Origin of the sequence: Verrucosispora sp. WMMD573 (assembly GCF_027497175.1) — a bacterium.
Classification (GTDB): Bacteria; Actinomycetota; Actinomycetes; order Mycobacteriales; family Micromonosporaceae; genus Micromonospora.
This window is the reverse complement of record NZ_CP114901.1, coordinates 598,987-624,629: the sequence shown is the minus strand read 5'-3', so window position 1 is coordinate 624,629 and position 25,643 is coordinate 598,987. Positions and strand designations below refer to the sequence as shown.

Below are 25,643 nucleotides of genomic sequence, written 5' to 3'. Positions count from 1 at the left end.
GCACGTTACGGTCCGTCGCCACCGATCGCCACCGGCACGCCGTGGACGAACGTACGACCTGCTCGCGGCGGGTCTACTTGAGCTCGACCAGCCGGGCCAGGTATGTCGTGTCGCCGACGTTGGTGAGCATATGCACGGCGCCCGGATCGCGATAGACCACCCCGCCGGTCGGCTCGTCGGCGTCGATCCGCGCACCGTCGATCGTCTGCACGACGTTCTTGGCGCCCTGGACGGCCACCACGAGATAGGGGTGTTCATGGCGGTGCAACGGCTGACCCTCACCGGGCTCCAGCCGGATGTGCCAGACCCGGACCCGGTCGTTCTCGAAGACGATCTCCTGCCCGACCGGACCGAGCGTCGGCTCGGCGTCCGGCGCGGCAACGTCGGGTGGTGTCTCGGTCATCGGGTTCCGTCCAGTCGGGGGAGCACCTCGGCAGCGATCAGTTCCAGGTGGTCCAGGTCGGTGAGATCGATCAGGCGTAGATGTACCCGGGTGGCGCCGATCGCCGCGAACTCGCCGATCCGATCGACCAGTTGCTGCGGTGAGCCGACCACCGGGTCCTCGGGCGGTAGAGCACTCTTGACGTGCAGCGGGGCCGCTCGCCGGCGAGCCTCGCTGTCGGTACGCCCGATCGCCACCACGATGCCGGCGGAGAGCGTCAACGGCCGACGCCCGGTGCCGGGGCGGTCGATCCGCTGACTGGCCTCCTGGACCCGCTCGTACGCCTCGCGGGCCTGTTCGACGCTGGTGAAGGGGATGTTGAACTCGTCGGCGTACCGGGCGGCGAGCTCCGGGGTGCGCTTGGGGCCCCGGCCTCCGACGATCACCGGAGGGCCGGGGGTCTGCACCGGTTTGGGCAGGGCCGGTGATTCGGTGAGCCGGTAGTGGTCGCCGACGTAGCTGAAAGTCCCGCCGGACGGGGTGCGCCAGAGGCCGGTGATCACTTCGAGCTGTTCGGCGAGGCGGTCGAAGCGTTCGTTGGTGCTGGGAAACGGGATGCCGTACGAGACGTGCTCCCGCGCGTACCAACCGGCGCCGATGCCCAACTCGACCCGCCCACCACTCATCTGGTCGACCTGGGCCACCATCACCGCCAGCGGACCGGGTAGCCGGAACGTCGCCGAGGTGACCAACGTGCCCAGCCGGATCCGGCTGGTCTCCCGGGCGAGCGCCGCCAGGGTCAGCCAGGCGTCGGTCGGGCCGGGTAGGGCGGGTTCGTCCCCCATGGACTGGTAGTGGTCGGCCCGGAGGAAGGCGTCGAAGCCGCCCTGCTCGGCGAGCCGGGCGAAGCGGAGCTGATCGTCGTAGCTGGCACCCCGGTGCGGCTCCGTGAAGACGGCCACCCGCATGCTTATCGTCCCTCCGTACCGGCCGCCGCTGGCTGGTCGCGCTCCATCAGTAGTTCGTGCAGGTCGGCACTGACCTCGGCGACCTCGGCCAGGTGGGCGTTACGGCCCAGGGTGCGAGGGCGGGGAATAGTCACCTCGACGACCTTGCGGACGCGGCCGGGGCGCGGGCTGAGCACCACCACCCGGTCGGCGAGCAGCACCGCCTCGTCGATGGAGTGGGTGACGAAGACCACCGTCGCGCCGCTGCGCATGTGCACCCGCTGAAGTTCGCCGGCGAGTTCCTCGCGGGTGAGCGCGTCGAGCGCGGAGAAGGGTTCGTCCATCAGCATGACCCGGGGTTCGCCGATCAATGACCGGCACAGCGAGACCCGCTGCTGCATGCCGCCGGACAGCTCGTGCGGCAGCCGCTTCTCGAAGCCGGACAACCCGGCCACGTCGAGCAGGTCCCGGGCCCGGTCACGGTGTGCGGCCCGCTTCCAGCCGAAGACCTCCACCGGCAGCAGGACGTTGTCCAGCACGGTCCGCCACGGCAGCAGGGCCGGCCGCTGGAACAGCATGGCGATGTCCCGGCGCGGTCCGGTGACCGGCTTGCCGGCGACGGTGACCGCACCGGAGGTGACCGGGATCAGACCGGAGATCAGCCGCAGCAAAGTGGACTTGCCGCAACCGGAGCGGCCGAGCACCGCGACGAACTCACCCTCGGCAACGTCAAGGTCGATGCCCCGCAACGCCTCGACCCGACCGGCGCGGCCGTCGAAGGTGCGCGACACCTCGGAGAGTCGGATCATCGCCGACGGGCCTCCCCTGAGTGGAAAGTCAGGAACCGGCAAAGGCTACCGGCCTGGGTCCCGTATCGCACCGTCCGGGGTGGACATCACTTTGTATCCGTTCCGCAACCCGGTACGCCTGGCGTCGCAAAGGTGGGGTTCTCGTACGCTGTGCCCGCGAGAGTCCCCCTCGATACGCGGTGTCGGCTTCCATCCGGCTGCCGGTGCCGCCCCGACAACTCCCTTCCGGCGGCCCGACGCCCCGGTTGGAAAGGACAAGGTGCACTGATGAGAAGGCTGACCCGTACGGTCGCCGCGGCCACGATGGCCTCCGCGCTCGCCCTGGTCTCCGCGTGCAGCAGCGGCTCGGACGACGCTGACGGCAACGACGTCGGATCGTCCCTGGAGCAGGTGACCTACCTCACCTCGTTCGGCAACTTCGGGCGCGACTCCTACGCCTGGGTGGCCAAGGAGAAGGGCTACTTCAAGGACGCCGGCTTCGACGTCGAGATCAAGCCGGGGCAGGGCACCGGCGCCGTGATCCAGACGGTCGTCGGTGGTCAGGCGCAGTTCGGCCCGATCGACCTGACCGGTGGGCTGCTCCAGCTCGGCAACGGTGACGCCAAGGACTTCGTCGCGGTGGCCGCCATCCAGCAGCGCACCATGGCGGCCATCGCCACCGTCGACGACAAGGGCATCACCACCCCGAAGGACCTGGAGGGCAAGACTCTCGCCGACACCCCCGGCTCGGTGGTCCGCAACCTCTTCCCGACGTACGCGCGGATGGCCGGCATCGACTACACCAAGGTGAAGTGGGTCAACGGCGAGGCGCAGACCCTGATGGGCACGCTGGCCTCCGGTTCCGTAGACGGCATCGGACAGTTCGTGGTCGGCCAGCCGACCATCGAGGCGGTCACCAAGAAGAAGGCCGTCCTGCTGCCCTACAGCAACGTGATGCAGGACCTCTACGGCAACGTGCTGATCACCTCCAAGCAGTACGCCAGCGAGAAGCCGGAGCAGGTCAAGCGGTTCACCGAGGCGCTGCTCAAGGGCCTGGAGTACGCCCTGGCCAACCCGCAGGAAGCGGCCGAGATCCTGGCCAAGAACGCCGAGGCGGTCGTGCCCGCCGCTGCCGCCGCGGAGCTGCAGCTGATGGCCGGCTACGTCCGCTCCAGCAACTCCGGCACCGCGCTGGGCACGCTGGACAGCGGCCGGGTCGCCAAGAGCATCGCGATCCTGCGCGGTGCCGGCGCCCTGAAGTCGGACCTCACCCCCGACCAGATCATCGACTTCAACCTGGCGCCGAAGGCCTGAGCCGCTCGGTACCGCACGGAGTACGCCGCACCGCGTCGCCGGTGCGGCGTGCTCTGCTCCCCGCTCCCCAGCACGCGCCGAACCCGCAGGAGGAACCGATGACCGACGTCCGTCCACGGCAGCCGGAGGCGACGCTCACCCCCGAGCAGTCCCCGGCCGAACCGCAGGGCCGACGGTGGCGAGCGGGCGGCCTGCGCTCGGGTACGACGGCCACCCTGCTACCGGCCGCTGGGCTGCTGGTCGCGTTCGGTCTCTGGTGGCTGGTGGCCCGGCTGGAGCTGATCCACCCGGCCGCCCTGCCGCCGCCCGGTGACGTGCTCACGGCGTTCTCCGACCGGCCAGCCCGGCTGCTGGAACACACCGTCGCCACCACCGGTGAGATCCTGCTCGGTTTCGCCCTCTCCGCGGTGGCCGGGGTGCTGATCGGTCTGGCGCTGGCGGCCTCCCGGACGGTCGAGCGGATGTTCACCCCGCTGCTGGTCGCGGTCAACGCCGTGCCGAAGATCACCCTGGGCCCGCTGCTGGTGGTGGCGCTCGGTTGGGGTCAGAAGCCGATCCTCACGATGGTCTTCCTGCTCTGCTTCTTCCCGATCGTGCTGTCCACCGCCACCGGTCTGACCACCACGCCGGCCGAACTGGCCGAACTGGCCCGATCCTGGAACGCCTCCCGTTGGCAGACGTTCCGCAAGGTCCGCTTTCCGGCCGCGCTCCCACAGATCTTCGTGGGGCTGAAGGTCGCCATGCCGCTGGCCGCGATCGGTGCGGTGATCGGTGAGTTCCAGGCCGGTGAGGGGGGCCTCGGCTACGTGATCCAGCAGTACGCCGGCATCGGTGACACCGCCACCGCCTGGGCCGCGATCATCCTCGTCGCCCTGGTCAGCATCCTGCTCTACGCCGCGCTGGTTCTCGTCGAGCGGCGCAGCCTGCCCTGGCTGCGGGAAACCACCTCCAGCCGCTGACCGGCCCCGACTCCCCTCAGCTCGCCAGGCGCCAGCGGCCGTTGCGGGCGATCAGAGTCGTCAGCGCCTGGGGCATCAGCCCGGAGTGGTTGTCCGGCGTCATCCGGATCGGACCGGACAGACCATCCATCTGGGACGTCTCCAGCACGTCGCGGAGGCGGTCCCGGTCGACCTCGCCGCTCGGTCCGCCGGCCCGCAACTCCGCGTCGGCGATCAGCTGGATCGCGTCCGCGGCGAACGAGGCGGAGCCGTGGTAGCCGCCGTACCGGGCGGTGTAGTCCTGGAACCACTGACGGCGCGCGGCCTTCGCCGGGGTGGTCGCGATGACGTCATCGATCACCATCGTCTGGGTGAATACCAGGGTGGCCCGTTCCGCCGACCTCGCGGCCGAGCCGAGGAACAGGTCGCCCGCAGCGGAGGCGTCGAAGAACAGGGAGCCGGTGTAGTCGGCCCGCTTGACCGCACTGGAGGCGAGCATCGCCTGCTCCGGCGGGGTCCAGATGACCACGGCGTCGGGGTCGGCCGCGGCCAACCTGCCGGCCTGCCCGTCCAACTCCGTGTCGGTGCCGCGGGCGGACGCCTCGGCCAGCACCTGGATGCCGACCTTGCCGAACTCGCGACGCAGGGCGGTGGCGCCCTCCTGGCCGTAGGCGTCGTCGCTGCGCAGGAGGCCGACCGTGTCGATGTTGCGGCGGCGCAGTTCGACGGTGAGCGCCGCCGCGTTGTCGTCGGCGTTGGGGGCCAGTTTGAACATGTAACGGCGTTCCGCTACCGGGTTCACCACGGCGCCGGCCGCCGCGAGCGCGATGGTCGGCATCCGGTTCTCATTGACCGTACGCACCGCACCGACCGCACATTCGTTGCAGCCGCCCATGACGATGGCGGTGACCCGCTTGTCGTTGCTGAAGTCGACGATGTTCCGCAGTGACTCACTGGCGTCGGAGCGGTTGTCCTTCAACAATAGTTCGACCGTACGGCCGTTGAGTGCTCCCGAGGCGTTCAACTGATCGCGCTTCAGTTCCAGGGCCTGCCGGTACGCCTTGCCGACCCCGGCCGCAGCACCGGACAGTTCCAGGTCGGCGGCGATCACAATCGGGCTCGTGTCCTGTGCCTCTGCGCCGAACTGACAGCCGGCGAGGGTGGTGGCGAGCAGGGTCGACACGAGCGCCGTGGCGGTCGTGGAGCGGAAGGGGGTCAACTCGGTCCTCCTGATGCGGCACGGGCGGGGCCCGGTCACCGGCGGCTCATCCGTCCTCTGTGGATAATGAGACGGCTCTGCCGTACCGTGTGCGCGAAGCCTGCAAAACCTTGCCAATGCCGGGCGCTGTGGTCAAGCGGGCCAGCGAAGGCGTTTCGGGACACCGATCCCACATGTTGGTGTAACCAGATGTTTTCAAATGCTCACTGTGGCGAGTCATATGGCCACTCTGGAGTTACATGCCCTGTTCAGGGGCGCTGTGGAAATGTAGGTATTAGTTGACCGGATCACGGGTTGCGTGCCGTCCGACCGTTTCCTGCCCTCCTGCGGCTTCCCAAACACGATCTCGTCTGATGAAATCGCGGCCGTGCCGCGCGTGGCGCCGGCCGTCGCTCCGCGCACGGGTCGGCGGTCATGGCGGGAAGAAATCGACGGAGGCGATGTCGTGAGCACCGGACCGACGACCCTGCCCGCCCGTGGTGACGCCGCGCAGAAAGACGGCGGTTGGCTGCCCCGGCTGCGTGACGCCCGGATCCGGTCCAAGCTGGCGCTGATCCTGGTCGTGCCCGTGGCGGCGGTCATCGCGCTGGCCACGGTTCGCCTGGTTTCCGTCGGTGAGGGCGCCTACGACGCGAGTCAGTCCCGCGCACTCACGGCGCTGTCCATCGACGTCTCCGCGCTGACCAACGACCTGCACGCCGAACGAATGGCGGCGGCGGCCTACCTCGCCGCACCGCAACAGCGGGCCGACGCGTACAACCTGCGGGTCCGCGAGACCCAGCAGCGAATCGACGAGTACCGCGCGGAGCGGGCTCGGGTCGGCGATGCGCCCGCGGCGGTCCGCGACCGGCTCGCGGCCATCGACGCGCACCTGGACACCCTCGACGGCACCCGCCAGGAGGTGCTCGCCCGCGAGCAGATGGAGGTAGCCGAGGCGGCGCTGCGCTACGGGGTGGTCCTCGACGACCTGGTCGCCTACGGCGACGGGCTGGCCCAGTTGCCCGGCGACGAGGAACTCGGTGACAGCCGCCGGGCGGTCGCCGCCTTCGCCCGGGCGAAGGCGGCCGTCGCCGAGGAGGAGGCGGTCACCTTCACGGCACTCACTGGTGGCCGACTGGACAATGAGCAGTTCTCCGCCTTCGTGGCCACCCTCACCGGGCAGCAGGAGGCGCTGGTGGCCTTCTCGCTCGCGGCCGATCCGGTGCAGCGTGCACTGGTCGAGAGCACCGTGTCCGGTGACGCGGTGGTGCTGGCCGACCGGATCGCGACCGACATCAGCCGGTCGGTCAACCAGCGTGCGCCGTTCACCGCGCAGGAAGCCACGGCGGCGATCGGCGCGGTCAACGAGCTGATGCGGTGGGCCGAGATCGAGCTGCAGAACCGCCTGCTCGCCCAGGCGGAGCAGGCCCGCTCCGACGTCATCCGGCAGGCCGTCGTGGAGACCACGCTGGTGCTGCTCACCCTGATCATCGCGGTGACCCTGGCCGTGGTGCTGGCCCGCTCGCTGAACCACTCGCTGCGTCGGCTGCGGGAGGGCGCCCTCTCCGTGGCGAACCACGACCTGCCGGAGGCGGTGCGTCGGCTACAGGGGATGGGCAACGTCAGCGACGGCAGCGTCGACGAGATCGTCCGCGAGGTACGCGACCCGATCCAGCTCAGCAACCGCGACGAGGTGGGGCAGGTCGCCTCGGCCTTCAACGTGGTCCACCGGGAGGCGGTCCGGGTCGCGGCCGAACAGGCGGCCCTGCGGACCAGCGTCTCCGCGATGTTCCTGAACCTGGCCCGACGCAGTCAGACCCTGGTCGACCGCATGATCGGCGAGCTGGACGCGATCGAGCGCGGCGAGGAGGATCCGAAGCGGCTTGCACAGCTCTTCGAGCTCGACCACCTCGCCACCCGGATGCGCCGCAACGACGAGAACCTGCTCGTGCTGGCCGGGGCGGACTCGGCCGTACCGCGCCGCGACGACGCCCTGCTGGTGGACGTGCTGCGGGCGGCACAGTCCGAGGTGGAGCTCTACAACCGGATCGAGTTCGGCACGGTCGACACCGACGTGTCCGTGGCGGCCCACGCGGTCAACGACGTGGTGCGGCTGGTGGCCGAGCTGCTCGACAACGCCACCCGTTTCTCGCCGCCCAACACCACGGTGGTGGCCGACGGGCGGCGGATCCGGGACTACGTGCTCATTCAGATCGAGGACCGCGGTCTCGGCCTCTCCGACGAGCAGCTGGACTCACTCAACCGGCGGCTCGCCGCACCTTCCGCCGTCGACGTGGCGGCGTTCCGCCTGATGGGTCTGGCGGTGGTCAGCCGGCTGGCGTCCCGCTACGGCATCCGGGTCGAGCTGCGGCGTAACGTCGAGGGCGGCACCGTCGCGCAGATCACCCTGCCCGCCGCCACCGTGGTGCTGCCCAGCCTGCGTGGTCGCGACCAGGCGATCATCCGACCCCGGCAGCCGCTCGCGGTCGAGCAGACCCCGCTCGCGTCGGTCGGTGGCGGCGACCCGGCGGGCGTCACGGGGCGCGGCAACACCGCAACCCTTGTCGACCGGTGGCACAACGGCACCGACTCCGGCACGCCCTGGCCGGGTACGCAGACCGCCCCCGCCGACCCGCCGCCGACCCGTACGCCGCCGCCGGCGTTCAACGGATTCAACGCGGGTACGCCGACGGTCGCGCAGCCCACCCTTGATCCGCTACCGCACCGAGGTGCCGGTGACCACGGGCAGCATGCTCAACCCGGCCTGCCGGTGGGACCGGTCGCGGGTGCGGGCGGCACCACGTCGGCGGGATTCGCCCCGGCCGCCGGTCAGCAGCCCGGCGGCGGCGACTTCGACGGCTCCGGATTCCGTGGGCTGGGCGCCAGCCTGGCCGCCACCGCACCGCCCCCGACGCGGCCGATCACCGTGCCACCCGAGCAGTCCTCCGAGGCGCCGATCTTCCGGGAGATGGAGGCCGTCTGGTTCCGGTCGCACGGCAACGACGTCACCACGATCTTCAGCCGGCCGCAGTTCGACGAGCCGGCTCCGCAGGCGGCCGCCAGTCCACCGGCGGCTCCTGTCGAGCCGAGCAGGGGACGCAGCCCGTTGCCAACGCGCACGCCGGGCGCGGCCGCCGCCGCGACACCCGCGCCGCCACCGTCGTACACTTCCTCGTCCGTCAGCACGGCTGGTCCGGTGCCGAGCGCGCCGCCGACCCCGCCCGCGCCGCCACCGCCGTCCACGCCACCGCCGTCCACCCGGCCCGAAACCGGCCCCTCGGAGGATGACGCCTGGCGCACGGCGGCCGACGAGGGCTGGTCACGGGCCAGCCAGGCGGCCGAGCCCACCCCCTCCGGTAAAACCCGGTCGGGGTTGCCCAAGCGGGTGCCCCAGGCACAGCTCGTGCCCGGTGGCATCGAGCCTCGCGGCGGGCGTGAGCACGGCCGCCGGACCCCCGACGAAGTACGCGGTCTGCTGTCGGCGTATCACCGTGGCGTCCAACGTGGTCGGACGGCCGGCGCCAGTCAGATCAGCACCTCGACCAAGGAGACGAGCCGATGAACAGGCCAGCGGCCATACAGGACATGGGTTGGCTGCTCAGCAACTTCGCCGACAGCGTGGCAGGCATCGCCCACGTGGTGGCGGTGTCCGCGGACGGGCTGTTGCTCGCCTCCTCCCGGGACCTGCCGACGGACCGGGCGGATCAGCTCGCCGCGATCACCTCCGGCGTGGTGAGCCTGACCGAGGGCGCCGCGCGGATGTTCAGCGCTGGCGGGGTGTTGCAGACAGTAATCGAAATGGACAGTGGCTACCTGTTCCTGATGTCCATCAGTGACGGGTCGTCGATGGCGGTGCTCGCGGCGCGTAGCTGCGACGTCGGCCAGGTGGGCTACGAGATGGCGCTGCTGGTGGAACGGGTCGGTGCGGCGCTGGTGCCGCTGCCCCGGGACGCGGTGCGGTCGTAACGGGTGCTTCGGACCGGCGGAAGGCAGGGGAGGTGATCGCGGATGGATCGGCAGCGTGACCCACGGGGTGCGCTGGTTCGGCCGTACGCGGTCACCCGGGGCCGGACCGAGCCGTTGCAGGACATCGCCCTGGAGGCGGTGTTGGTGGCCAGTCCCACCCAGATCGCCGAATCACGTTTCGCCGGGCACGACAAGCATCGCATCGCCATGGTCTGCGAGGGCCGGCCCGAATCGCTGGCGGAAATCGCCGCGTACACCCGGCTACCGCTGGGTGTCGCCCGGGTGCTGGTCGCCGACATGGTGGCCGAGGGCCTGCTGACGCTACAGACGGCCGCTCCCGCCACAGGTTACGAGGAGCGGATGGAAATGCTGGGAAGGGTGCTGAGTGGACTTCGCGAGCTATGACCCCGCCGGGGCCCGCCAGAGCCGGGGAATCATCTCCGCGAAGATCGTCGTCGCGGGTGGCTTCGGTGTTGGCAAGACCACGCTGGTCGGTGCGATCTCCGAGATCACACCGCTGACCACCGAGGCGGTGATGACCTCGGCCGGCGTCGGCATCGACGATCCGTCCAAGGTGCCGGGCAAGGAGACCACCACGGTCGCCATGGACTTCGGCCGGATCACCATGGCACAGGATCTGATCCTGTACCTCTTCGGTACGCCTGGGCAGACCCGGTTCTGGTTCATGTGGGACGAGATCATCCGAGGCGCGGTGGGCGCTGCGGTGCTGGTGGACACCCGCCGGATCACCGACGCGTTCGCCCCGCTGGACTACTTCGAGAACCGTAACCTGCCGTACGTGGTCGCGCTCAACCGGTTCGACGGCGCGCCGCAGTACGAACTGGACGAGGTGCGCGAGGCCCTGGCCATCTCACCGGACGTGCCGTTGGTGATGACCGACGCGCGGCAGCGTGACTCGGTCAAACGGGTCCTGGTGACCGTCGTCGAGCACGCCATGGCCCGACTTCAGGCCGAGCACGACCGCGGTTTCCCGACCCCGGTCGGTTAGGCCCTGTGTCGAAGTCCCTGGCCGGCCTACGGCGGGTCCAGGCGACGGCCGGCCGCGTTGGGGATTGGTCCGGATACAACATCGGTATCCGGACCAATCCCCGCCTTGCCGGACCGCCGCCTGGACTCCGCCTCGGCTCGACCGAGGACTTCGACACAGGGCCTAGGCCCTGTGTCCCGCCGGCCCGGTGACCGCCGGGCCGGCGGGGTTCAGTCGACGCGGAGGCGGTAGCCCCGTTTGACCACCGTCTGCACGACGCGTGGCGCCTTCAGGCCGGCCCGTAGCCGGGCCACCGCCATCTCCACCGCGTGCTCGTCGGCGCCGCGCGGCAGCGTCCGCAACAGGGCGGTACGCGACAGCACCCGGCCCGGCGTCTGCGCCAGCGCCCGCAGCACCGCCATCGGCGCCGGGGCCAGCGGACGCAACTCGCCGTCGACCACCGCGGCGTGGCCGCGCAGGGTGAGCAGGTGTCCGGCGACCTTGATGGTCACCGTGCGGCGGGGCAACTCGTCGACGATGGTGCGGACCAGCGCGCCGAGGCGGGCCCGGGTCGGCGCGCTCACCGGCACCCCGCGCCGGAGCAGCGGCTCGGCGGTCACCTGCCCGACGCAACTGGCCAGCACGTCACTGCGCAGCGCGTCCAGCACCGCGTCCGTGCGGTCGCCGGCGGCCCGCAGCAGCGCCTCCACCGCCGGTGCCGAGGTGAAGGTGACCGCGTCGACCAGCCGCCCCGCCACCAGGTCGACCAGTCGGTGCAGCGGCGCGGGGTCGGTCGGTGGGGCCCAGCGGTAGACCGGGACCTCGATGACCGTGGCGCCGGCCTCCTCCAGCGCGCGGGTGCACTCGGGTTGTCGCTCACCGTGCAGCTGCATGGCGATCACCTGACCCGACACGCCCCGCTGGCGCAGGTGATCGACCACCTCGTCGCAGCTCTCCGAGGCGGGCGACCACTGGTCGAACAGGCCGGCAGCGCGGATCGCCCCACGCGCCTTGGGCCCCCGGGCCACCACGTACGCGTCACCGAGGACGCCGCGCAGCGGCTCGGCGAGCCCCCAGCCCTCGGCTGCCTCCAGCCAACCGCGCATCCCGATGCCGGTGTTGGCCATCAGGATGTCGGGCGGCCGTTCCAGGCAGGCACGAGTGGCCTCGCGTAACTCGGTGTCGTCCGCGAGCGGCACGATCCGCAGGGCGGGAGCGAGCACCACCCGCGCCCCCCGCCGTTGGAGCAGCGCGGCGAGCTCGTCCCGCCGCCGGTCGGCGGTCACCCCGATGGTGAAGCCGGCCAGTTCCTCGCGCATCAGCCCTCCTGTCGCAGCCGCACCTCGACCATGCCGTTGTGGCAACGGATCTGGTGCCGAGCGACCGAAACGCCCGGCAGGTCGAGACAATCCCCCGTGCGCAGGTCGTACACCTGCTTGTGCAGCGGCGACGCGACCGTCGGCACCTCGCCCCGGCTGCCCACGATGCCGCGGGAGAGGACGTACGCCCCGGAGACCGGGTCGAGGTTGTCGATCGCGTACAGCCCGTCCGCGGTCCGGAAGATCGCCACCTGCACCCCGGCGACCAGGGCGGCGACGCCCCGGTCCCGGTCCAGGCGATCCAGCGGGCAGACGGTGACCCAGCTCAGTGTCGTCGCGGCGGTCATCGACGCACCTCCGGCAGGCCGAGCGCGACCGGTTGGCGGCCCTGCGCGCCGGACGGATGGCCGCCGACGGGTACCGGTTGTCCGCGTTCGGTGACGAAGGTGATCGACGGGTCGGGGACCTCCGGCGCGTTGACGAACGAGGTGAACCGGCGCAGCCGGTCCGCGTCGGCCAGGACGTCGCGCCACTCGTCCGAGTACGACACCACGTGCCGGGCCATCGCGGCGTCGAGTTCCTCGCAGAGGCCGAGCGAGTCGTCCACGATCACCGCCCGGAGGTGGTCCAGGCCACCGTCCATCGCCTCGATCCAGGCGGCGGTGCGTTGCAGCCGGTCGGCGGTGCGGATGTAGTACATCAGGAACCTGTCGATCAGCGTGACCAGCGCCTCGGTGGACAGGTCGGTGGCGAACAGATCGGCATGCCGGGGCCGGAAACCACCGTTGCCGCCGACGTAGAGGTTCCATCCGGTTTCCGTGGCGATCACACCGAAGTCCTTGCTGCGGGCCTCGGCGCATTCCCGGGCGCAGCCGGAGACCGCAGATTTGATCTTGTGTGGGGCGCGAAGGCCCCGGTAGCGCAGCTCCAGGGCGACGGCCAGGCCGACCGAGTCCTGTACGCCGTAGCGGCACCAGGTGGAGCCGACGCAGGACTTCACGGTACGCAGCGCCTTGCCGTACGCGTGCCCGGACTCGAACCCGGCGTCCACCAGCCGACGCCAGATCTGCGGTAGCTGGTCGACCCGGGCGCCGAACAGGTCGATCCGCTGCCCGCCCGTGATCTTCGTGTAGAGGTTGAAGTCGCGGGCCACCTCGCCGATGACGATCAGCTTCTCCGGGGTGATCTCCCCGCCCGGAATCCGGGGCACCACCGAGTAGCTGCCGTCGCGTTGCAGGTTCGCCAGGAAGTGGTCGTTGGTGTCCTGCAACGAGGCCTGCTCGCCGTCGAGGATGTGGCCGTTGCCGAGCGAGGCGAGAATCGAGGCGACGACCGGTTTGCAGATGTCGCAGCCCCGCCCTTGGCCGTGCTCGGCGATCAGCCGGGAGAACGTCCGGATGCCGCGTACCCGGATGATGTCGAACAGCTCCTGCCGGCTGACGTCGAAGTGCTCGCACAGCGCCTTCGACTGGACGACGCCGGCCGCGTCGAGCAGCTGCTTCAGCATCGGTACGCAGGAGCCGCAGCTCGTCCCGGCCCGGGTGCACGCCTTGAGGGACGGCACGTCGGCGCAGCCGTCCGCGATCGCCGTGTCGATGTCCGCCCGGGTTACCGCGTTGCAGGAGCAGACCTGGGCGGTCGGGGGCAGGGCACCGGCCGTGGCACCCACCGCCTCGTCGCCGGCCAACAGGGCCAGCGGTGCGGCGGGCAGCGGCCCGCCGACGCTGGCGCGCAGCGTGGGGTAGGCGCTGGCGTCGCCGACCAGCACCCCGCCGAGCAGGGTGGACGCGTCGTCGGAGAGGACCAGTTTGGCGTACACCCGGGCGGCCGGATCGGTCCAGGTGACGTCGAGGCAACCGGGCGTGGCGCCGTGCGCGTCGCCGAACGAGGCGACGTCGACACCGAGCAGCTTGAGCTTGGTGGCGGTGTCCGCGCCGGGGAAGGTCGCCGCGCCGCCGACCAACCGATCGGCCACCACCTCGGCCATCGCGTAGCCGGGGGCGACCAGGCCGTAGCAGGTGCCGTCGACCGCCGCGCACTCGCCGACCGCGTAGATCCGCTCGTCCGTGCTCCGGCAGGCGGCGTCGACCAGGACGCCGCCGCGTGGACCGATGTCGAGTCCGGCCGCCCGGGCCAGCTCGTCGCGGGGTCGGATGCCGGCGGCCACCACCACCAGGTCGGCGTCGAGCACCGCGCCGTCGGCGAGTTCCAGGGCGGCCACCGCCCCGTCCGCGTCGGGTCGTAGCGCGGTGGTCGCCACGCCCAGGTGGCAGGCGACGTCCAGGTCCTCGACGTAGCGCCGGAGCATCGCGCCACCGGCGGTGTCCACCTGCACCGGCATCAGCCGCGGGGCGAACTCCACCACGCTGGTGGTCAGTCCGAGCAGGCGCAGCGCGTTCGCCGCCTCCAGACCGAGCAGCCCTCCGCCGATCACCGCGCCGGTGCGGCGGTCCTTCGCGTACCGGCGGATGGCGGCGAGGTCGTCCAGGGTGCGGTAGACGAAGACGCCGGTCAGGTCCGCTCCCGGCACCGGCGGCACGAACGGGTACGACCCGGTCGCGAGCACCAGGAAGTCGTACGGGTGTTCGCCGGACGTCGTGGTGACCACCCGGCGACTCCGGTCCACGCCGGTGGCCGGCTCGCCGAGGCGCAACTGCACGCCGTCGTGCGCGGTGTGCAGGTTCAGGTCCTGCTCGTCGGCACCGTCGAAGTACGCCGAGAGCCGCACCCGGTCGTACGCCGGCCGGCTCTCCTCGGCGAGCACCGTGACCCGCCACCGCCCCTGGGGGTCGCGGGCCCGCAGCGCGTCCACGAACCGCTGGCCGACCATGCCGTTGCCGATGACGACCACGTTGCCGTCGGTCATCGCCCCACCTCCACGGGATCCGTTCTGGACAACCAGTCGACGATGCCGGCGACCGCGTCGCGGCAGCTGCCGCACCCGGTGCCGGCCCGGGTCCCCGCGACCACGGCGTCGACCGTGCGGGCTCCGTCCCGCCAGCAGCGCACCAGGGCGCCCTTGCTCACCGTGTTGCACTGGCAGACAGTGGCCGCGTCCGGCATCAGCGCCGGTGACGCGGCCGGTGCCGCGACCGCCCCGCCGACGGCCCGGCCGAGCAGCAGCGCCCGCCGGTCGGTCGGCACCGGGTGGCCACGGTCGAACAGTTGGATCACGGTGCCCACCGAGGGGTTGTCGCCGAGCAGGATCGCGGCGGCCAACCGATCGTCGTAAATGCGCAACCGGGCGTACGTCCCCCGGGCCGGGTCGGCGAAGGTCAGCTCCTCGCCGGGGCCGTCCGTGGGGTCGCCCATCGCGGCGAGATCGATGCCGGCCGCCTTGAGCCGGGTGACCACCGGTCGCGGCCGGTACCGGGCCTGCGGGTCCTGCCCGGTCACCAACTGGGCCACCACCCGGGCCTGTGCCCAGGCCGGCGCCACCAGCCCGGTGAGCGTGCCGTCGTGCTGAGCGCAGTCGCCGATCGCGGAGATGCGCTGGTCGCTGGTGCGTAGCCGGTCGTCGACCAGCACCCCCCGTTCCACGGCCAGGCCGGCTGCGCTGGCGAGGACGGTGTCGGGGCGTACGCCGCAGGCGAGCACCAGCAGGTCGGCGTCGAGCGACCGACCGTCGGACAACTCCAGCCGCACTCCCGCGGTGTCGGCGCGTAGCGCGGTCGGCTCCACCGCCAGGTGGGTGGTCACCCCGAGATCGGCGAGCGTACCGGCGAGCATCGCACCGGCGGCCGGGTCGAGCTGACGGTCCATCAGGTACGGCACCCGGTGCACCACGCCCACGTCGAGCCCGCGTAGCGCCAGCCCCCGGGCCGCCTCCAGGCCGAGCAGCCCGCCGCCGAGCACCAGGGCGCGCCGGGCGGTACCGGCGAGGGCGAGGATGCGTCGGCAGTCGTCCAGGGTGCGGAACGGGATCACCCGCTCCGGCAGGCGCTTCGGGTCGAGCCCGGGCAGGGCGGGCACCACCGCCCGGCTGCCGGTGGCGAGGACCAGGTGGTCGTAGGGGATCCGGTCGCCGTCGTCGGTGCGGACCAGCCCGGCGACGCGGTCGATGCCGCTGACCGTCACGCCGGTACGCAGGTCGACACCGCGCCCGGCGACCTCCGCCAGTTCCACCTCCGGCTCGCCGATCTTGCCGGTGAGCAGAGTGGACAGCATGATCCGGTTGTACGCGGGATGCGGTTCCGCACCGAGCACGGTGACCTTCAGGTCCTCGCCCCGGGCGTGCAGTTCCGCCGCCACCCGGGCGCCGGCCATCCCGTTACCGACCACCACGATCCGCTCGCTGTGCCCGGTCATGCCTTCTCCACCCGTACCGCGCAGATCTTGAATTCCGGCATCCCGGAGACCGGGTCGACGGCGTCGTTGGTGACGGAGTTCGCCCGCGCCCGCCCACCCCAGTGGAACGGCGCGAAGACGGTGTCCGGCCGGATGCCCGGGCTCAGCCGGGCCGGTGCCTGGAACTGGCCGCGCCGGGAGAGCACGCGTACCGGCTCGCCGTCGGCGACGCCCAGCCGCTCGGCGAGATCCGGATGCAACTCCACGAACGCCTCGGGGGCGGCCCGGCGCAGCGCGGCCACCCGGCGCGTCTGGGTGCCGGACTGGTACTGGGCGAGCACCCGGCCGGTGGTGAAGTGCAGCGGGTAGTCGGCGCAGACCTCCTCGGCCGCGGGCCGATGCTCCACCGGGTGGAACCGGGCCAGCCCGTCGGCGGTGGCGAAGCGGTCGGTGAAGAGTCGGGGGGAGTCGGGCCCGTCGTCGTCGGGACACGGCCAGAAGACGCCGTCCGCGGCGTCGATCCGGTCCCAGCTGATCCCGGCGTAGTCGGCGATGCCGCCGGCCGAGGCCCGGCGCAGCTCGGCGAAGACCAGGCCCGGGTCCGCCGCCTGCGCTTCGCTCGGTCGTGGGGTCGTGGTCGAGTCGGTGCCGTTCGCCGGCACCGCGCGGAGCGGAGGTGTTCCTCGCATCCGGGCCGAGAGGGCGGCCAGGATCTCCAGGTCGGTGCGGACACCCGCCGGAGGCGGACGGAGCGCCCGCCGGCGCAGCACCCGCCCTTCCAGATTGGTCATCGTGCCGTCCTCCTCGGCCCACTGGGCCGTGGGCAGCACCACGTCGGCCAACACCGCCGTTTCGGAGAGCAGGAAGTCGGCGACGACCAGCAGGTCCAGGTCGCGCAGGCGGCCCTCGACCCGGGCGGCGCGGGGCGCGGAGACCACCGGGTTCGAGCCGAACACCAGCAGCGCCCGTGGCCCCTGGTCGGTGCCGAGCGAGTCGAGCAGCTGGTATGCCGGCACGCCCGGTCCGGGCAACTCGTCGGCCGGCACTCCCCAGACCCGTGCGACGTGGGCCCGGGCCTCCAGGTCGTCGATCTTGCGGTACCCGGGGAGCTGGTCGGCCTTCTGCCCGTGCTCCCGGCCACCCTGCCCATTGCCCTGCCCGGTCAGGCAGCCGTATCCGGAGCCGGGGCGGCCGGGCAGTCCGAGCGCGAGGGCGAGGTTGACGAAGCCGGTGACGGTGTCGACGCCCTTGGCGTGCTGTTCGGCGCCGCGTGCGGTGAGGATGATCGCCCGTTCGGCGGTGCCGAGGGCTCGCGCGGTCTCCTCCAGGTCGGCCACGGGCACGCCGGAGAGCGCTTCGGCGCGGGCGGGCCACCAGCCCGCCACGGTGCGTCGCACGGCGGTGAAACCGGTGGTACGGGCGGCGACGTAGTCACCGTCGACGTACCCCTCGGTCAGGGCGATGTGCAGCAGCGCGCTGGCCACCGCAAGGTCGGTGCCGGGCAGCGGTTGCAGGTGCAGGTCGGCCTGCCGGGTGGTGGCGGTCACCCGTGGGTCGACCACGATCAGCTTGCCGCCCCGCTCCCGTTGCTCGGTCAACCAGCGCACCAGCGGCGGCATGGTCTCCGCCGGGTTCGCGCCGACCAGCAGCAGAGTGTCTGCCTGACCCAGGTCGGACAGCGGGAACGGCAGCCCCCGGTCAACCCCGAAGGCGCGCATGCCGGCGGCCGCGGCCGAGGACATGCAGAACCGTCCGTTGTAGTCGATGTGCCGGGTGCCCAGCGCCACCCGCGCGAACCGGCCCAACGCGTACGCCTTCTCGTTGGTGAGACCGCCCCCGCCGAAGACGGCGACCGCGTCGCGGCCGTGCCTCTCCTGCACGTCGCGAAGACCTGTGGTGATCCGGTCCAGCGCGGCCTCCCAGGTGGCCGGGCGCAGCTCGCCGGTGGCCGGGTCGCGGAGCAGGGGAGTGGTCAATCGTTCGGGATGGCTGAGCAACTCGGCCGAGGTCCAGCCCTTCTGGCAGAGGCCGCCCCGGTTGGTGGGGAACTGGCGAGGTAGCACGCTTACCGCGTCGTCCTCCTCGCGCAGGACCATCCCGCACTGGAGGGCGCAGTACGGGCAGTGGGTCGCCACCTCCCGGGGCTCGCGCCCCGGTCGCGTCGCCGGCCGTGCACCGTCTGTCATGTCGGCAAAGCGTGCCGTTGGGCAGTTTCCGGTCCGCGTCCCGTTTGTTTCGGTCCTGTCAAGAGCCGCTCACACCGCACCTCGGCTGAGGGACGACTCGCGAGGTTCACAATGTGGAACAGCAATCCTGATATGTGGGAGATCGAGATGGCCGTGGCTGTCGCGCGCGGATTGCCGGGATGACTGGAAGTCATACCTGCGGGTAGTCTGCCGGTATGACAGCCAAGGTGACTCTGTCGTTCGCCGACGAGACGATCGCGGATGCCCGGCGGTTCGCCAAGCAGGAGGGGCTCTCGCTCTCCGCCTGGATGGACCAGGCGGCCCGGGAGAAGGCGCTGCGCGAGGTCTTCGCCGCGCATGCCGCCGCGGTCGGGCGGGCCGGGCTGGATCTGGAATCGGCCTCGCTGGCCGATGCCCAGGAGGTAGGCATGGTCGACGATCTGCTCTTCGGTGGTCCGCCACGTGCTGCGTAGGAGCGAGGTCTGGCGGATCGAGGGTGCCCGGGAACGCCTCGGCCTGGTGATCAGTTCCGATGTCTACAACTCGACGGCGGTGCCCATCGTGATCGTGGCCGAGGTGGTGGAGGCAGCGCTGCTGCGCGATTCACCACTTGCGGTGTCGATGGGGGACCGGGTGGTGATGCCCGACCGGATATCCTCGCCGATGAAGAAGTGGTTCACCGAATGCGTGGACGTCGCCGACGCGGAGACGATGCGGCGGGTGGACCGGGCGTTGCGCATCCTTCAGCAGCTCTGAGCCGACACATTCCTCACCGTCGCCGTCGAACCGTGGTGCGATCCACGTTGCCGAGCCGACCCGAACGGCGAACGCCGCGGTAACGGCAGCTCCCTAACTTCTGCGGCATGACCACCACGAGCGAGCAGCCGACGGTAATCGAAGAGGAGAGCCTGGATCGCCGACCAGGTCGGTGGATCGGGCACTGGGCACCGGAGGATCCCGCCTTCTGGCAGCGGATCGGCCGCGGTGTCGCCCGACGCAACCTCATCTGGTCGATCTTCGCCGAGCACATCGGCTTCTCGGTGTGGCTGCTCTGGAGCATCGTCGTCGTCCGGCTCGGCGACTCCGGATGGCAGCTCACCACCAGCCAGGCGCTCTGGCTGACCGCCGTACCCAGCGGAGTCGGCGCCCTGCTGCGGCTGCCGTACACCTTCGCCGTGCCGGTCTTCGGCGGCCGCAACTGGACGGTCATCTCCGCGTTGCTGCTGATCGTGCCCTGTGCCGGACTGGCCTGGGCGGTCGAGCACCCGGAGATCGGATTCGTGTCGCTGCTGCTGATCGCCGCCACGGCGGGGTTCGGTGGCGGCAACTTCGCCTCCAGCATGGCCAACATCTCCTTCTTCTATCCGGAGCGGGAGAAGGGATGGGCGTTGGGGCTCAATGCCGCCGGCGGCAACATCGGGGTGGCCGTCGTGCAGTTCGTGGTGCCCCAGGTGATCGTGCTGGGCGGCGGGCTCGCACTGTCCCGGGCCGGTCTGATGTACATCCCGCTGGCGGTGATCGCCGCCGTCTGCGCGTACCTCTTCATGGACAACCTGGTCGAGGCGAAGGCAGACGTGGGGCCGGTCTGGTCGTCGCTACGGCACCGCGACACCTGGATCATGTCGCTGCTGTACATCGGCACCTTCGGCTCGTTCATCGGCTATTCGGCGGCCTTCCCCACCCTGCTCAACTCGGTGTTCGGTCGGCCGGACGTCGCGCTGGCCTGGGCGTTCCTCGGCGCGGGAGTGGGCTCGCTCTGTCGGCCGTTCGGTGGCCGCCTCTCCGACCTCGTCGGTGGGGCCCGGGTCACGGTGGCCAGCTTCGTGCTGATGGCGGTCGGTGCCCTGGGCGCGCTCTGGTCGGTGGAGCGGCGCAGCATGGGCCTGTTCTTCGTGGCCTTCCTGCTGCTCTTCGTGGCCACCGGCGTCGGCAACGGCTCGACCTACCGGATGATCAGCAGAATCTTCCAGATCAAGGGCGAGGAGCGCGGCGGTGCGCCGGAGGTGATGCTGGCGATGCGGAGGCAGGCCGCCGGTGCCCTGGGCATCATCTCCGCGGTCGGTGCCTTCGGCGGTTTCCTGGTGCCGATCTGTTACGCCTGGGCCCGGTCGACCTACGGAGGCATCCAGCCGGCGTTGCGCTTCTACGTGGGGTTCTTCCTGCTGCTGCTGGTGGTCACCTGGGCGGCGTACCTGCGTCCCGGCAGCCGGATGGCCCGCGCCGGGGTGTGACGGCCGTCATGCAGAACCCGCTCGCCCCGCCGACCGGACCCCGTTTTGACCGGCCGGCGGGGCTGCGGGTATCGTTGCCTGCTGTTGTACGACATCTGTGGGCGTGCCGCCTGAGGTACGCTTGGTCGTTCGTGCGCGCTGGTCCGGCTGGGATGTCCTGGTCACCTCGGCGCGCTACCCCAGACCGACGACGAGACAAGGTAGACCTGTGCGTACGTACAGCCCGAAGCCGGGTGAGATCGAGCGTCAGTGGCACGTCATCGACGCCTCTGATGTCGTGCTGGGCCGCCTGGCCACCCACGCCGCCACGCTGCTGCGGGGCAAGCACAAGCCGACTTTCGCGCCGCACGTCGACACGGGCGACTTTGTCGTCGTCGTGAACGCGGGCAAGGTAGCGCTGACCGGCAACAAGCGCCAGCAGAAGATCGCTTACCGGCACTCCGGTTACCCGGGTGGCCTCAAGCAGGTCGGCTACGAGGAGCTGCTGGCCAAGCGCCCCGAGCGGGCCATCGAGCTGGCGGTGAAGGGGATGCTCCCGCACAACAAGCTCGGCCGTCAGCTGATCAAGAAGCTGAAGGTCTACGCCGGTGCCGAGCACCCGCACGGCGCGCAGCAGCCGGTGCCGTTCGAGATCAAGCAGATCGCGCAGTGAGCGCGGGCGAAGGAAGCAGCATGACCGACATCACCGCCACCGAGGTCGCCCCTGAGGCCACCGAGGCGCCGGCGCCCGTCGCGCGCGCGCCTCGTGGTGACCGCCCGATCCAGACCGTGGGTCGGCGCAAGGAGGCCATCGTCCGGGTGCGCATCGTGCCGGGCACCGGCAAGATCACTTGCAACGGGCGTGACCTGGAGGCGTACTTCCCGAGCAAGGTGCACCAGCAGCTGATCAAGGATCCGCTGGTGACCGCCGAGAAGCCCGAGGCGTTCGACGTCATCGCCAACCTGCGGGGCGGTGGCACCACCGGCCAGGCCGGTGCGCTGCGGCTGGCCATCGCTCGGGCGCTGATCGTCAGCGAGCCCGACGACCGTCCGGCCCTGAAGAAGGCCGGCTTCCTGACCCGGGACGCCCGGGTCAAGGAGAGCAAGAAGTACGGCCTCAAGAAGGCCCGTAAGGCTCCCCAGTACTCGAAGCGCTGATCACCAGCCGCACCTTGTACTTCTGACGGACGGCCGGTCCGCCTCCCCTCGACGGGGAGGTGGGCCGGCCGTTTCCGTCGCCTCACGACAAGGCATTTCTCCTAGTATCGGCAGTTCATCGGAGGTTGGTGGGTATGGGCCGGTTGTTCGGCACGGACGGCGTACGCGGGCGGGCGAACGCCGATCTCACCCCGGAGTTGGCGCTCTCGGTGGCCGTTGCGGCCGCCCACACCCTCGCCGAGTCGGATCGTGGCCGCGCCCCGCTGGCCGTGGTGGGGCGGGACACCCGGGCCAGCGGCGAGATGCTTGAGGCTGCTGTGGTGGCCGGGCTGACCAGCGCGGGGGCGACGGTGATCCGGGTGGGTGTGCTGCCCACTCCGGCGGTGGCGTTCCTCACCGCGGAGGCCAAGGCGGATCTCGGCGTGATGCTGTCGGCCTCGCACAACCCGATGCCGGACAACGGGATCAAGCTGTTCGCGGCCGGCGGGCACAAGCTGCCCGACGAGATCGAGATGCGGATCGAGGCGGCCATCGAGGCCAACGCCACCACCGCCTGGAAGCGTCCGGTCGGCGCGGGAGTGGGCCGGGTGCACGACCTGCTCGATGGCGCTAACCACTACGTGCAGCACGTCGCCGGGACCGCGGCGCACCGCCTCGACGGGATCAAGGTCGTGGTCGACTGTGCCAACGGCGCCGCCGCCGAGGTGGCCCCGGCGGTCTACCGGGAAGCCGGTGCCGAGGTCATCGCGATCAACGCCGAGCCGGACGGGCTCAACATCAACGACGAGTGCGGCTCCAACCACATCGAGGCGCTGCGCCAGGCGGTGGTGGAGCACGGGGCGCTACTCGGCATCGCGCACGACGGTGACGCCGACCGGTGCGTGGCCGTGACCGCCGACGGCGACGAGGTCGACGGCGACCAGGTGATGGCGATCCTGGCGCTGGCCATGCGAGAAGCCGGCACGCTGACCGGGGACACCCTGGTCGCCACCGTGATGAGCAACCTCGGCCTGCGCCTGGCCATGTCCGCGGCGGGCATCCGGCTGGTCGAGACCAAGGTCGGCGATCGGTACGTGCTGGAGGAGCTGCGTGCCTCCGGGCTCGCCCTGGGCGGCGAGCAGAGCGGGCACATCGTGATGCCGGCGTACGCGACCACCGGTGACGGGGTGCTCACCGGGCTGCACCTGATGGCCCGGATGGCGGCCACCGGTCGCTCCCTGGCGGACCTCGCCAGCGTGGTCACCAAGCTTCCCCAGGTGCTGATCAACGTGCCGGTCGGTGACCGCACCGTCGGCGCCGCCGCACCGGCCGTACGCGCCGAGGTCGAGCGGGCCGAGGCCGAGCTGGGCGAGACCGGCCGCGTGCTGCTGCGCCCGTCGGGTACCGAGCCGCTGGTCCGGGTGATGGTCGAGGCGGCCACCGAGCAGCAGGCCCGTGAGGTCGCCGAGCGCATCGCCGACCACGTCCGTACCGCCAGCCCGGCCTGACCCACCCCGCCGGCTGCGATCAGCTCGGCCCGCACCCGCGTCCCCCTACTGTGTAGCGTGCCGTGGGACGATGACCGCCGGCCGCCGTACGGGCGGACGCCACATCTTCGGGGGTGACTGTGTCCCACCCAGGTTCTCCTGGTTCCCTCGGGCCGCCCGCCGGCCAGCTGGCCGAGGCCCCGCCCAGCGCACCACAGAGCTGGATCGGGGCCCACTGGGGTCGCCTGCTCATGATCGTGGTGGCGCTGGGGCTGGCTGTCGGCTCCGTGGCGGCACCGTGGTCCGAGGTGACCCTCAGAGTGCTGGGCCGCACCAGGGGTGACTCGCTCGTCCATCAGGATTCGACCGCCGGGCTCGCGGTCACCGAGATCGACGGTTGGGGATGGGCGTACCTGCTCGTGCTGGTGCCCCTGGTGCTGCTGGCAGTTGCCTCGGCGGTGCTGCCGGGCACCGCGGGGCGGGCCGCAGCCGTCGCGGCGGGCGGCGCGCTGCTGGCCATGTCGACGGTCCTGGTCGGCGCGGCCTACCACCTCTCCTCGGGACCGGACGAGGCCGCTGCCCGCTGGGCCGAGGTGGTCCGCCGGCTGGCGCCGATGCTGGACGGGGACTACGGGTCCATCTCGTACGGCTACGACAGCCCTGGTCTGACGTTCGCGGTGCTCGCCGTCGCGGCCCTCGCCATCGTGGTGCTGACCAGTTGGTGGCCGGGCTCCGGTCGGATCGTCACCGCTGCGGCCGGCTCGTTGGCGCTGCTGGCCGGCCTGGCTCTGCCCTGGTTGACCGTGTACGGCGCAACCGCTGACGAACTGGACCGGCGCAACGTCTGGTGGCCCACCTTCGGCACCGCGTCGGTGCTCACCATGGTCGGCACGCTGGCGCTCGCCGCCCTGACCTGGTGGGCCGCGCTACGCCGCTCGACCCGAGGCCGGCTTCCCCTGCTGCTGATCGCGGTGCCGGCGGCCTGCGCGCTCGTCCTCATGCACGATTACCTCGGTCTGGACCCTGAGGAGTGGCAGGACGCGGCCGAACGTGCCCGCTTCCTGGCGGTCACCGACGACATCCGTGCGGCAGTCGAACTCGCTCAGCTCGCACCCGCGCTCTTCCTCGCGGCGATGGTGCTGGCCTGGTCGGCGGCGCGGCGACGGGCCCGGGCCGCGCGGTCGTCGGTCGTCGCGGCGTCGGCCGACGCCGGGACTGCCCACACCCCGCGCTGACGCCGGGTCGGTCACCGGAACTCGGGCAGCCGGCGCAGCCGGGTCACCGCCTCGGCCAGCACCTCCTGGCGTTTGCAGAAGGCGAACCGGATCAGCCGCCGTCCGGCCTCGGGATCGTCGTAGAAGACCTGGGTGGGCACCGCCACCACGCCGGAGCGCTCGGGCAGCGCACGGCAGAAGTCGACGCCGTCGGTGCCGCCGAGGTCGGTGATGTCGGCGGTGACGAAGTACGTGCCCTCCGTGGCGAACACGTCGAACCCGGCGGCGGTCAGCCCGCTGACCAGTTGGTCACGGCGGGCCTGTAGATCGGCCCGGAAGGCGGTGAAGTAGTCGTCGGGCAGCGCGAGCGCCACAGCCACCGCGGGTTGCAGGGGCCCGGCGTTGACGAAGGTGAGGAACTGCTTGACCCGGAGCACCGCGGACACCAGCGCCGCCGGCCCGCTGGCCCACCCCACCTTCCATCCGGTGCAGGAGAAGGTCTTGCCGGCCGAGGAGATCCGCAGGGTGCGCTGGCGCATCCCGGGCAGCGTGGCCAGCGGCACGTGCCCGCTGACGGCGTCGGTGAAGGCCAGGTGCTCGTACACCTCGTCGGTGACCGCGTACGTGTCGTGCTCCTGGCACAGCTGCGCGACCAGGGCCAGTTCATCCGGGGTGAACACCTTGCCGGTCGGGTTGTGTGGTGAGTTCAGCAGCACCAGCCGGGTACGCGCACCGAACGCGGCCCGCAGTGCCGCCGGGTCGAAGGTGTACCTCCCGTCGGCGTCGGGGCGGAGCGTCACCGGTCGCCGGATCGCACCGGCCAGGGCGATCGAGGCCGCGTACGAGTCGTAGTAGGGCTCGAAGCAGACCACCTCGTCGCCGGGTTCGCAGAGGGCGAGGATGGCCGCGGCGATGGCCTCGGTGGCACCGGCGGTCACCACCACCTCGCCGTCGGGGTCGTACTCCAGCCCCCAGAAGCGGCGCTGGTGCCCGGCCACCGCCGCCCGTAGTTCGGGGATGCCGGGGCCGGGCGGGTACTGGTTGCGGCCGGCGGCCAGGGCCTCCGCCGCAGCGGCGAGCATCTCGGGCGGGCCGTCGGTGTCCGGGAAACCCTGCCCGAGGTTCACCGCCCCGGTACGCGCCGCGAGGGCGGACATCTCGGCGAAGATCGTCGTCCCGAACGGGCGCATCCGGGCCACCAGCGGATCGACATCGCTGCTCGTCACGCCCGTCAGGGTACGGGTGCGACGAGCCGATCCGCCCGGGACCGGATGCGTGCTTT

The 25,643-nt window shown here is 71.4% G+C and carries 23 protein-coding genes; 13 read left to right on the top strand and 10 right to left on the bottom strand.

Going from position 1 to position 25,643, the window contains the following annotated elements; genetic code table 11:
* Positions 1-73: 73 nt before the first annotated feature.
* Genes O7601_RS02865 through O7601_RS02855 form a run of 3 tightly spaced genes read right to left on the bottom strand, consistent with a single transcriptional unit; the run spans position 74 to position 2,138 of the window.
* The gene (locus tag O7601_RS02865; protein WP_281564744.1) at positions 74-403 is read right to left on the bottom strand and encodes a cupin; all 330 of its coding nucleotides are present in this window, start codon (positions 401-403) and stop codon (positions 74-76) included.
* Positions 400-1,350, bottom strand: coding sequence for an LLM class F420-dependent oxidoreductase (locus O7601_RS02860; RefSeq protein ID WP_281564743.1), 951 nt, complete (start codon positions 1,348-1,350; stop codon positions 400-402). Before O7601_RS02860 ends, O7601_RS02865 begins: the two co-directional genes overlap by 4 nt.
* A 2-nt stretch (positions 1,351-1,352) precedes the next feature.
* Entirely contained in the window at positions 1,353-2,138 is a 786-nt protein-coding gene (locus tag O7601_RS02855) for an ABC transporter ATP-binding protein (RefSeq protein WP_281564742.1), read from the bottom strand.
* 267 nt (positions 2,139-2,405) lie between these two features.
* On the opposite strand from O7601_RS02855, the gene O7601_RS02850 reads away from it, so the two are divergent.
* Together O7601_RS02850 and O7601_RS02845 are read left to right on the top strand one after the other, a co-directional pair.
* Positions 2,406-3,431 (top strand): ABC transporter substrate-binding protein, encoded by a 1,026-nt coding sequence (locus O7601_RS02850; protein WP_281564741.1) that lies wholly within the window; start codon positions 2,406-2,408, stop codon positions 3,429-3,431.
* Positions 3,432-3,529: 98 nt separating this feature from the next.
* Positions 3,530-4,390, top strand: a complete 861-nt coding sequence (locus O7601_RS02845) for an ABC transporter permease (protein WP_281564740.1) — start codon at positions 3,530-3,532, stop codon at positions 4,388-4,390.
* Between the two features lie 16 nt (positions 4,391-4,406).
* Here the strand turns inward: O7601_RS02845 and O7601_RS02840 are convergent, their stop codons facing one another.
* Positions 4,407-5,588, bottom strand: coding sequence for an ABC transporter substrate-binding protein (locus O7601_RS02840; protein WP_281564739.1), 1,182 nt, complete (start codon positions 5,586-5,588; stop codon positions 4,407-4,409).
* A gap of 445 nt (positions 5,589-6,033) precedes the next feature.
* Here O7601_RS02840 and O7601_RS02835 point away from each other — a divergent pair, with 445 nt between their 5' ends.
* The 4 genes from O7601_RS02835 to O7601_RS02820 are packed head-to-tail and all read left to right on the top strand — an operon-like array spanning position 6,034 to position 10,542.
* Positions 6,034-9,129 carry a sensor histidine kinase gene (locus O7601_RS02835; protein WP_281564738.1) on the top strand — a complete coding sequence of 1,032 codons (3,096 nt, stop codon included), beginning with the start codon at positions 6,034-6,036 and terminating at the stop codon, positions 9,127-9,129.
* Positions 9,126-9,533, top strand: a complete 408-nt coding sequence (locus O7601_RS02830) for a roadblock/LC7 domain-containing protein (RefSeq protein WP_099849649.1) — start codon at positions 9,126-9,128, stop codon at positions 9,531-9,533. Before O7601_RS02835 ends, O7601_RS02830 begins: the two co-directional genes overlap by 4 nt.
* Before the next feature lie 42 nt (positions 9,534-9,575).
* Positions 9,576-9,938 (top strand): DUF742 domain-containing protein, encoded by a 363-nt coding sequence (locus tag O7601_RS02825; RefSeq protein ID WP_099849651.1) that lies wholly within the window; start codon positions 9,576-9,578, stop codon positions 9,936-9,938.
* Positions 9,919-10,542 (top strand): ATP/GTP-binding protein, encoded by a 624-nt coding sequence (locus tag O7601_RS02820; protein ID WP_093403661.1) that lies wholly within the window; start codon positions 9,919-9,921, stop codon positions 10,540-10,542. Before O7601_RS02825 ends, O7601_RS02820 begins: the two co-directional genes overlap by 20 nt.
* Before the next feature lie 209 nt (positions 10,543-10,751).
* Here the strand turns inward: O7601_RS02820 and O7601_RS02815 are convergent, their stop codons facing one another.
* The 5 genes from O7601_RS02815 to O7601_RS02795 are packed head-to-tail and all read right to left on the bottom strand — an operon-like array spanning position 10,752 to position 18,313.
* On the bottom strand, positions 10,752-11,840 hold the full coding sequence (locus O7601_RS02815) for a uroporphyrinogen-III synthase (protein ID WP_281564737.1): 1,089 nt from the start codon (positions 11,838-11,840) through the stop codon (positions 10,752-10,754).
* Positions 11,840-12,187: a nitrite reductase small subunit NirD gene (gene nirD, locus O7601_RS02810; RefSeq protein WP_093411477.1), complete on the bottom strand. Its 348-nt coding sequence runs from the start codon at positions 12,185-12,187 to the stop codon at positions 11,840-11,842. Before nirD ends, O7601_RS02815 begins: the two co-directional genes overlap by 1 nt.
* Positions 12,184-14,706 carry a nitrite reductase large subunit NirB gene (nirB, locus tag O7601_RS02805; RefSeq protein ID WP_281564736.1) on the bottom strand — a complete coding sequence of 841 codons (2,523 nt, stop codon included), beginning with the start codon at positions 14,704-14,706 and terminating at the stop codon, positions 12,184-12,186. Before nirB ends, nirD begins: the two co-directional genes overlap by 4 nt.
* Complete coding sequence (locus O7601_RS02800) at positions 14,703-16,148, bottom strand: FAD-dependent oxidoreductase (protein WP_281564735.1); 1,446 nt, start codon at positions 16,146-16,148, stop codon at positions 14,703-14,705. Before O7601_RS02800 ends, nirB begins: the two co-directional genes overlap by 4 nt.
* Positions 16,145-18,313 carry a molybdopterin oxidoreductase family protein gene (locus O7601_RS02795; RefSeq protein WP_281564734.1) on the bottom strand — a complete coding sequence of 723 codons (2,169 nt, stop codon included), beginning with the start codon at positions 18,311-18,313 and terminating at the stop codon, positions 16,145-16,147. The genes O7601_RS02800 and O7601_RS02795 overlap by 4 nt, the downstream gene beginning before the upstream one ends.
* Before the next feature lie 215 nt (positions 18,314-18,528).
* On the opposite strand from O7601_RS02795, the gene O7601_RS02790 reads away from it, so the two are divergent.
* The 7 genes from O7601_RS02790 (at position 18,529) to O7601_RS02760 (ending at position 24,382) form a co-directional block, all read left to right on the top strand.
* Positions 18,529-18,786 (top strand): DUF6364 family protein, encoded by a 258-nt coding sequence (locus O7601_RS02790; protein ID WP_093411463.1) that lies wholly within the window; start codon positions 18,529-18,531, stop codon positions 18,784-18,786.
* Complete coding sequence (locus O7601_RS02785) at positions 18,764-19,069, top strand: type II toxin-antitoxin system PemK/MazF family toxin (protein WP_281564733.1); 306 nt, start codon at positions 18,764-18,766, stop codon at positions 19,067-19,069. The genes O7601_RS02790 and O7601_RS02785 overlap by 23 nt, the downstream gene beginning before the upstream one ends.
* 107 nt (positions 19,070-19,176) lie before the next feature.
* On the top strand, positions 19,177-20,544 hold the full coding sequence (locus O7601_RS02780) for a nitrate/nitrite transporter (RefSeq protein WP_281564732.1): 1,368 nt from the start codon (positions 19,177-19,179) through the stop codon (positions 20,542-20,544).
* 208 nt (positions 20,545-20,752) lie between these two features.
* Positions 20,753-21,196: a 50S ribosomal protein L13 gene (gene rplM / locus O7601_RS02775; RefSeq protein ID WP_093411456.1), complete on the top strand. Its 444-nt coding sequence runs from the start codon at positions 20,753-20,755 to the stop codon at positions 21,194-21,196.
* Positions 21,197-21,216: 20 nt separating this feature from the next.
* Positions 21,217-21,681, top strand: coding sequence for a 30S ribosomal protein S9 (gene rpsI, locus O7601_RS02770; RefSeq protein WP_018784602.1), 465 nt, complete (start codon positions 21,217-21,219; stop codon positions 21,679-21,681).
* A gap of 134 nt (positions 21,682-21,815) precedes the next feature.
* On the top strand, positions 21,816-23,168 hold the full coding sequence (gene glmM / locus O7601_RS02765) for a phosphoglucosamine mutase (protein ID WP_281564731.1): 1,353 nt from the start codon (positions 21,816-21,818) through the stop codon (positions 23,166-23,168).
* A 113-nt stretch (positions 23,169-23,281) separates the two neighbouring features.
* A complete protein-coding gene (locus O7601_RS02760) occupies positions 23,282-24,382 on the top strand; it encodes a hypothetical protein (RefSeq protein WP_281564730.1) in 1,101 nt (366 codons plus the stop codon).
* Between the two features lie 11 nt (positions 24,383-24,393).
* Here the strand turns inward: O7601_RS02760 and O7601_RS02755 are convergent, their stop codons facing one another.
* On the bottom strand, positions 24,394-25,587 hold the full coding sequence (locus O7601_RS02755; RefSeq protein WP_281564729.1) for a pyridoxal phosphate-dependent aminotransferase: 1,194 nt from the start codon (positions 25,585-25,587) through the stop codon (positions 24,394-24,396).
* Positions 25,588-25,643 lie beyond the last annotated feature (56 nt).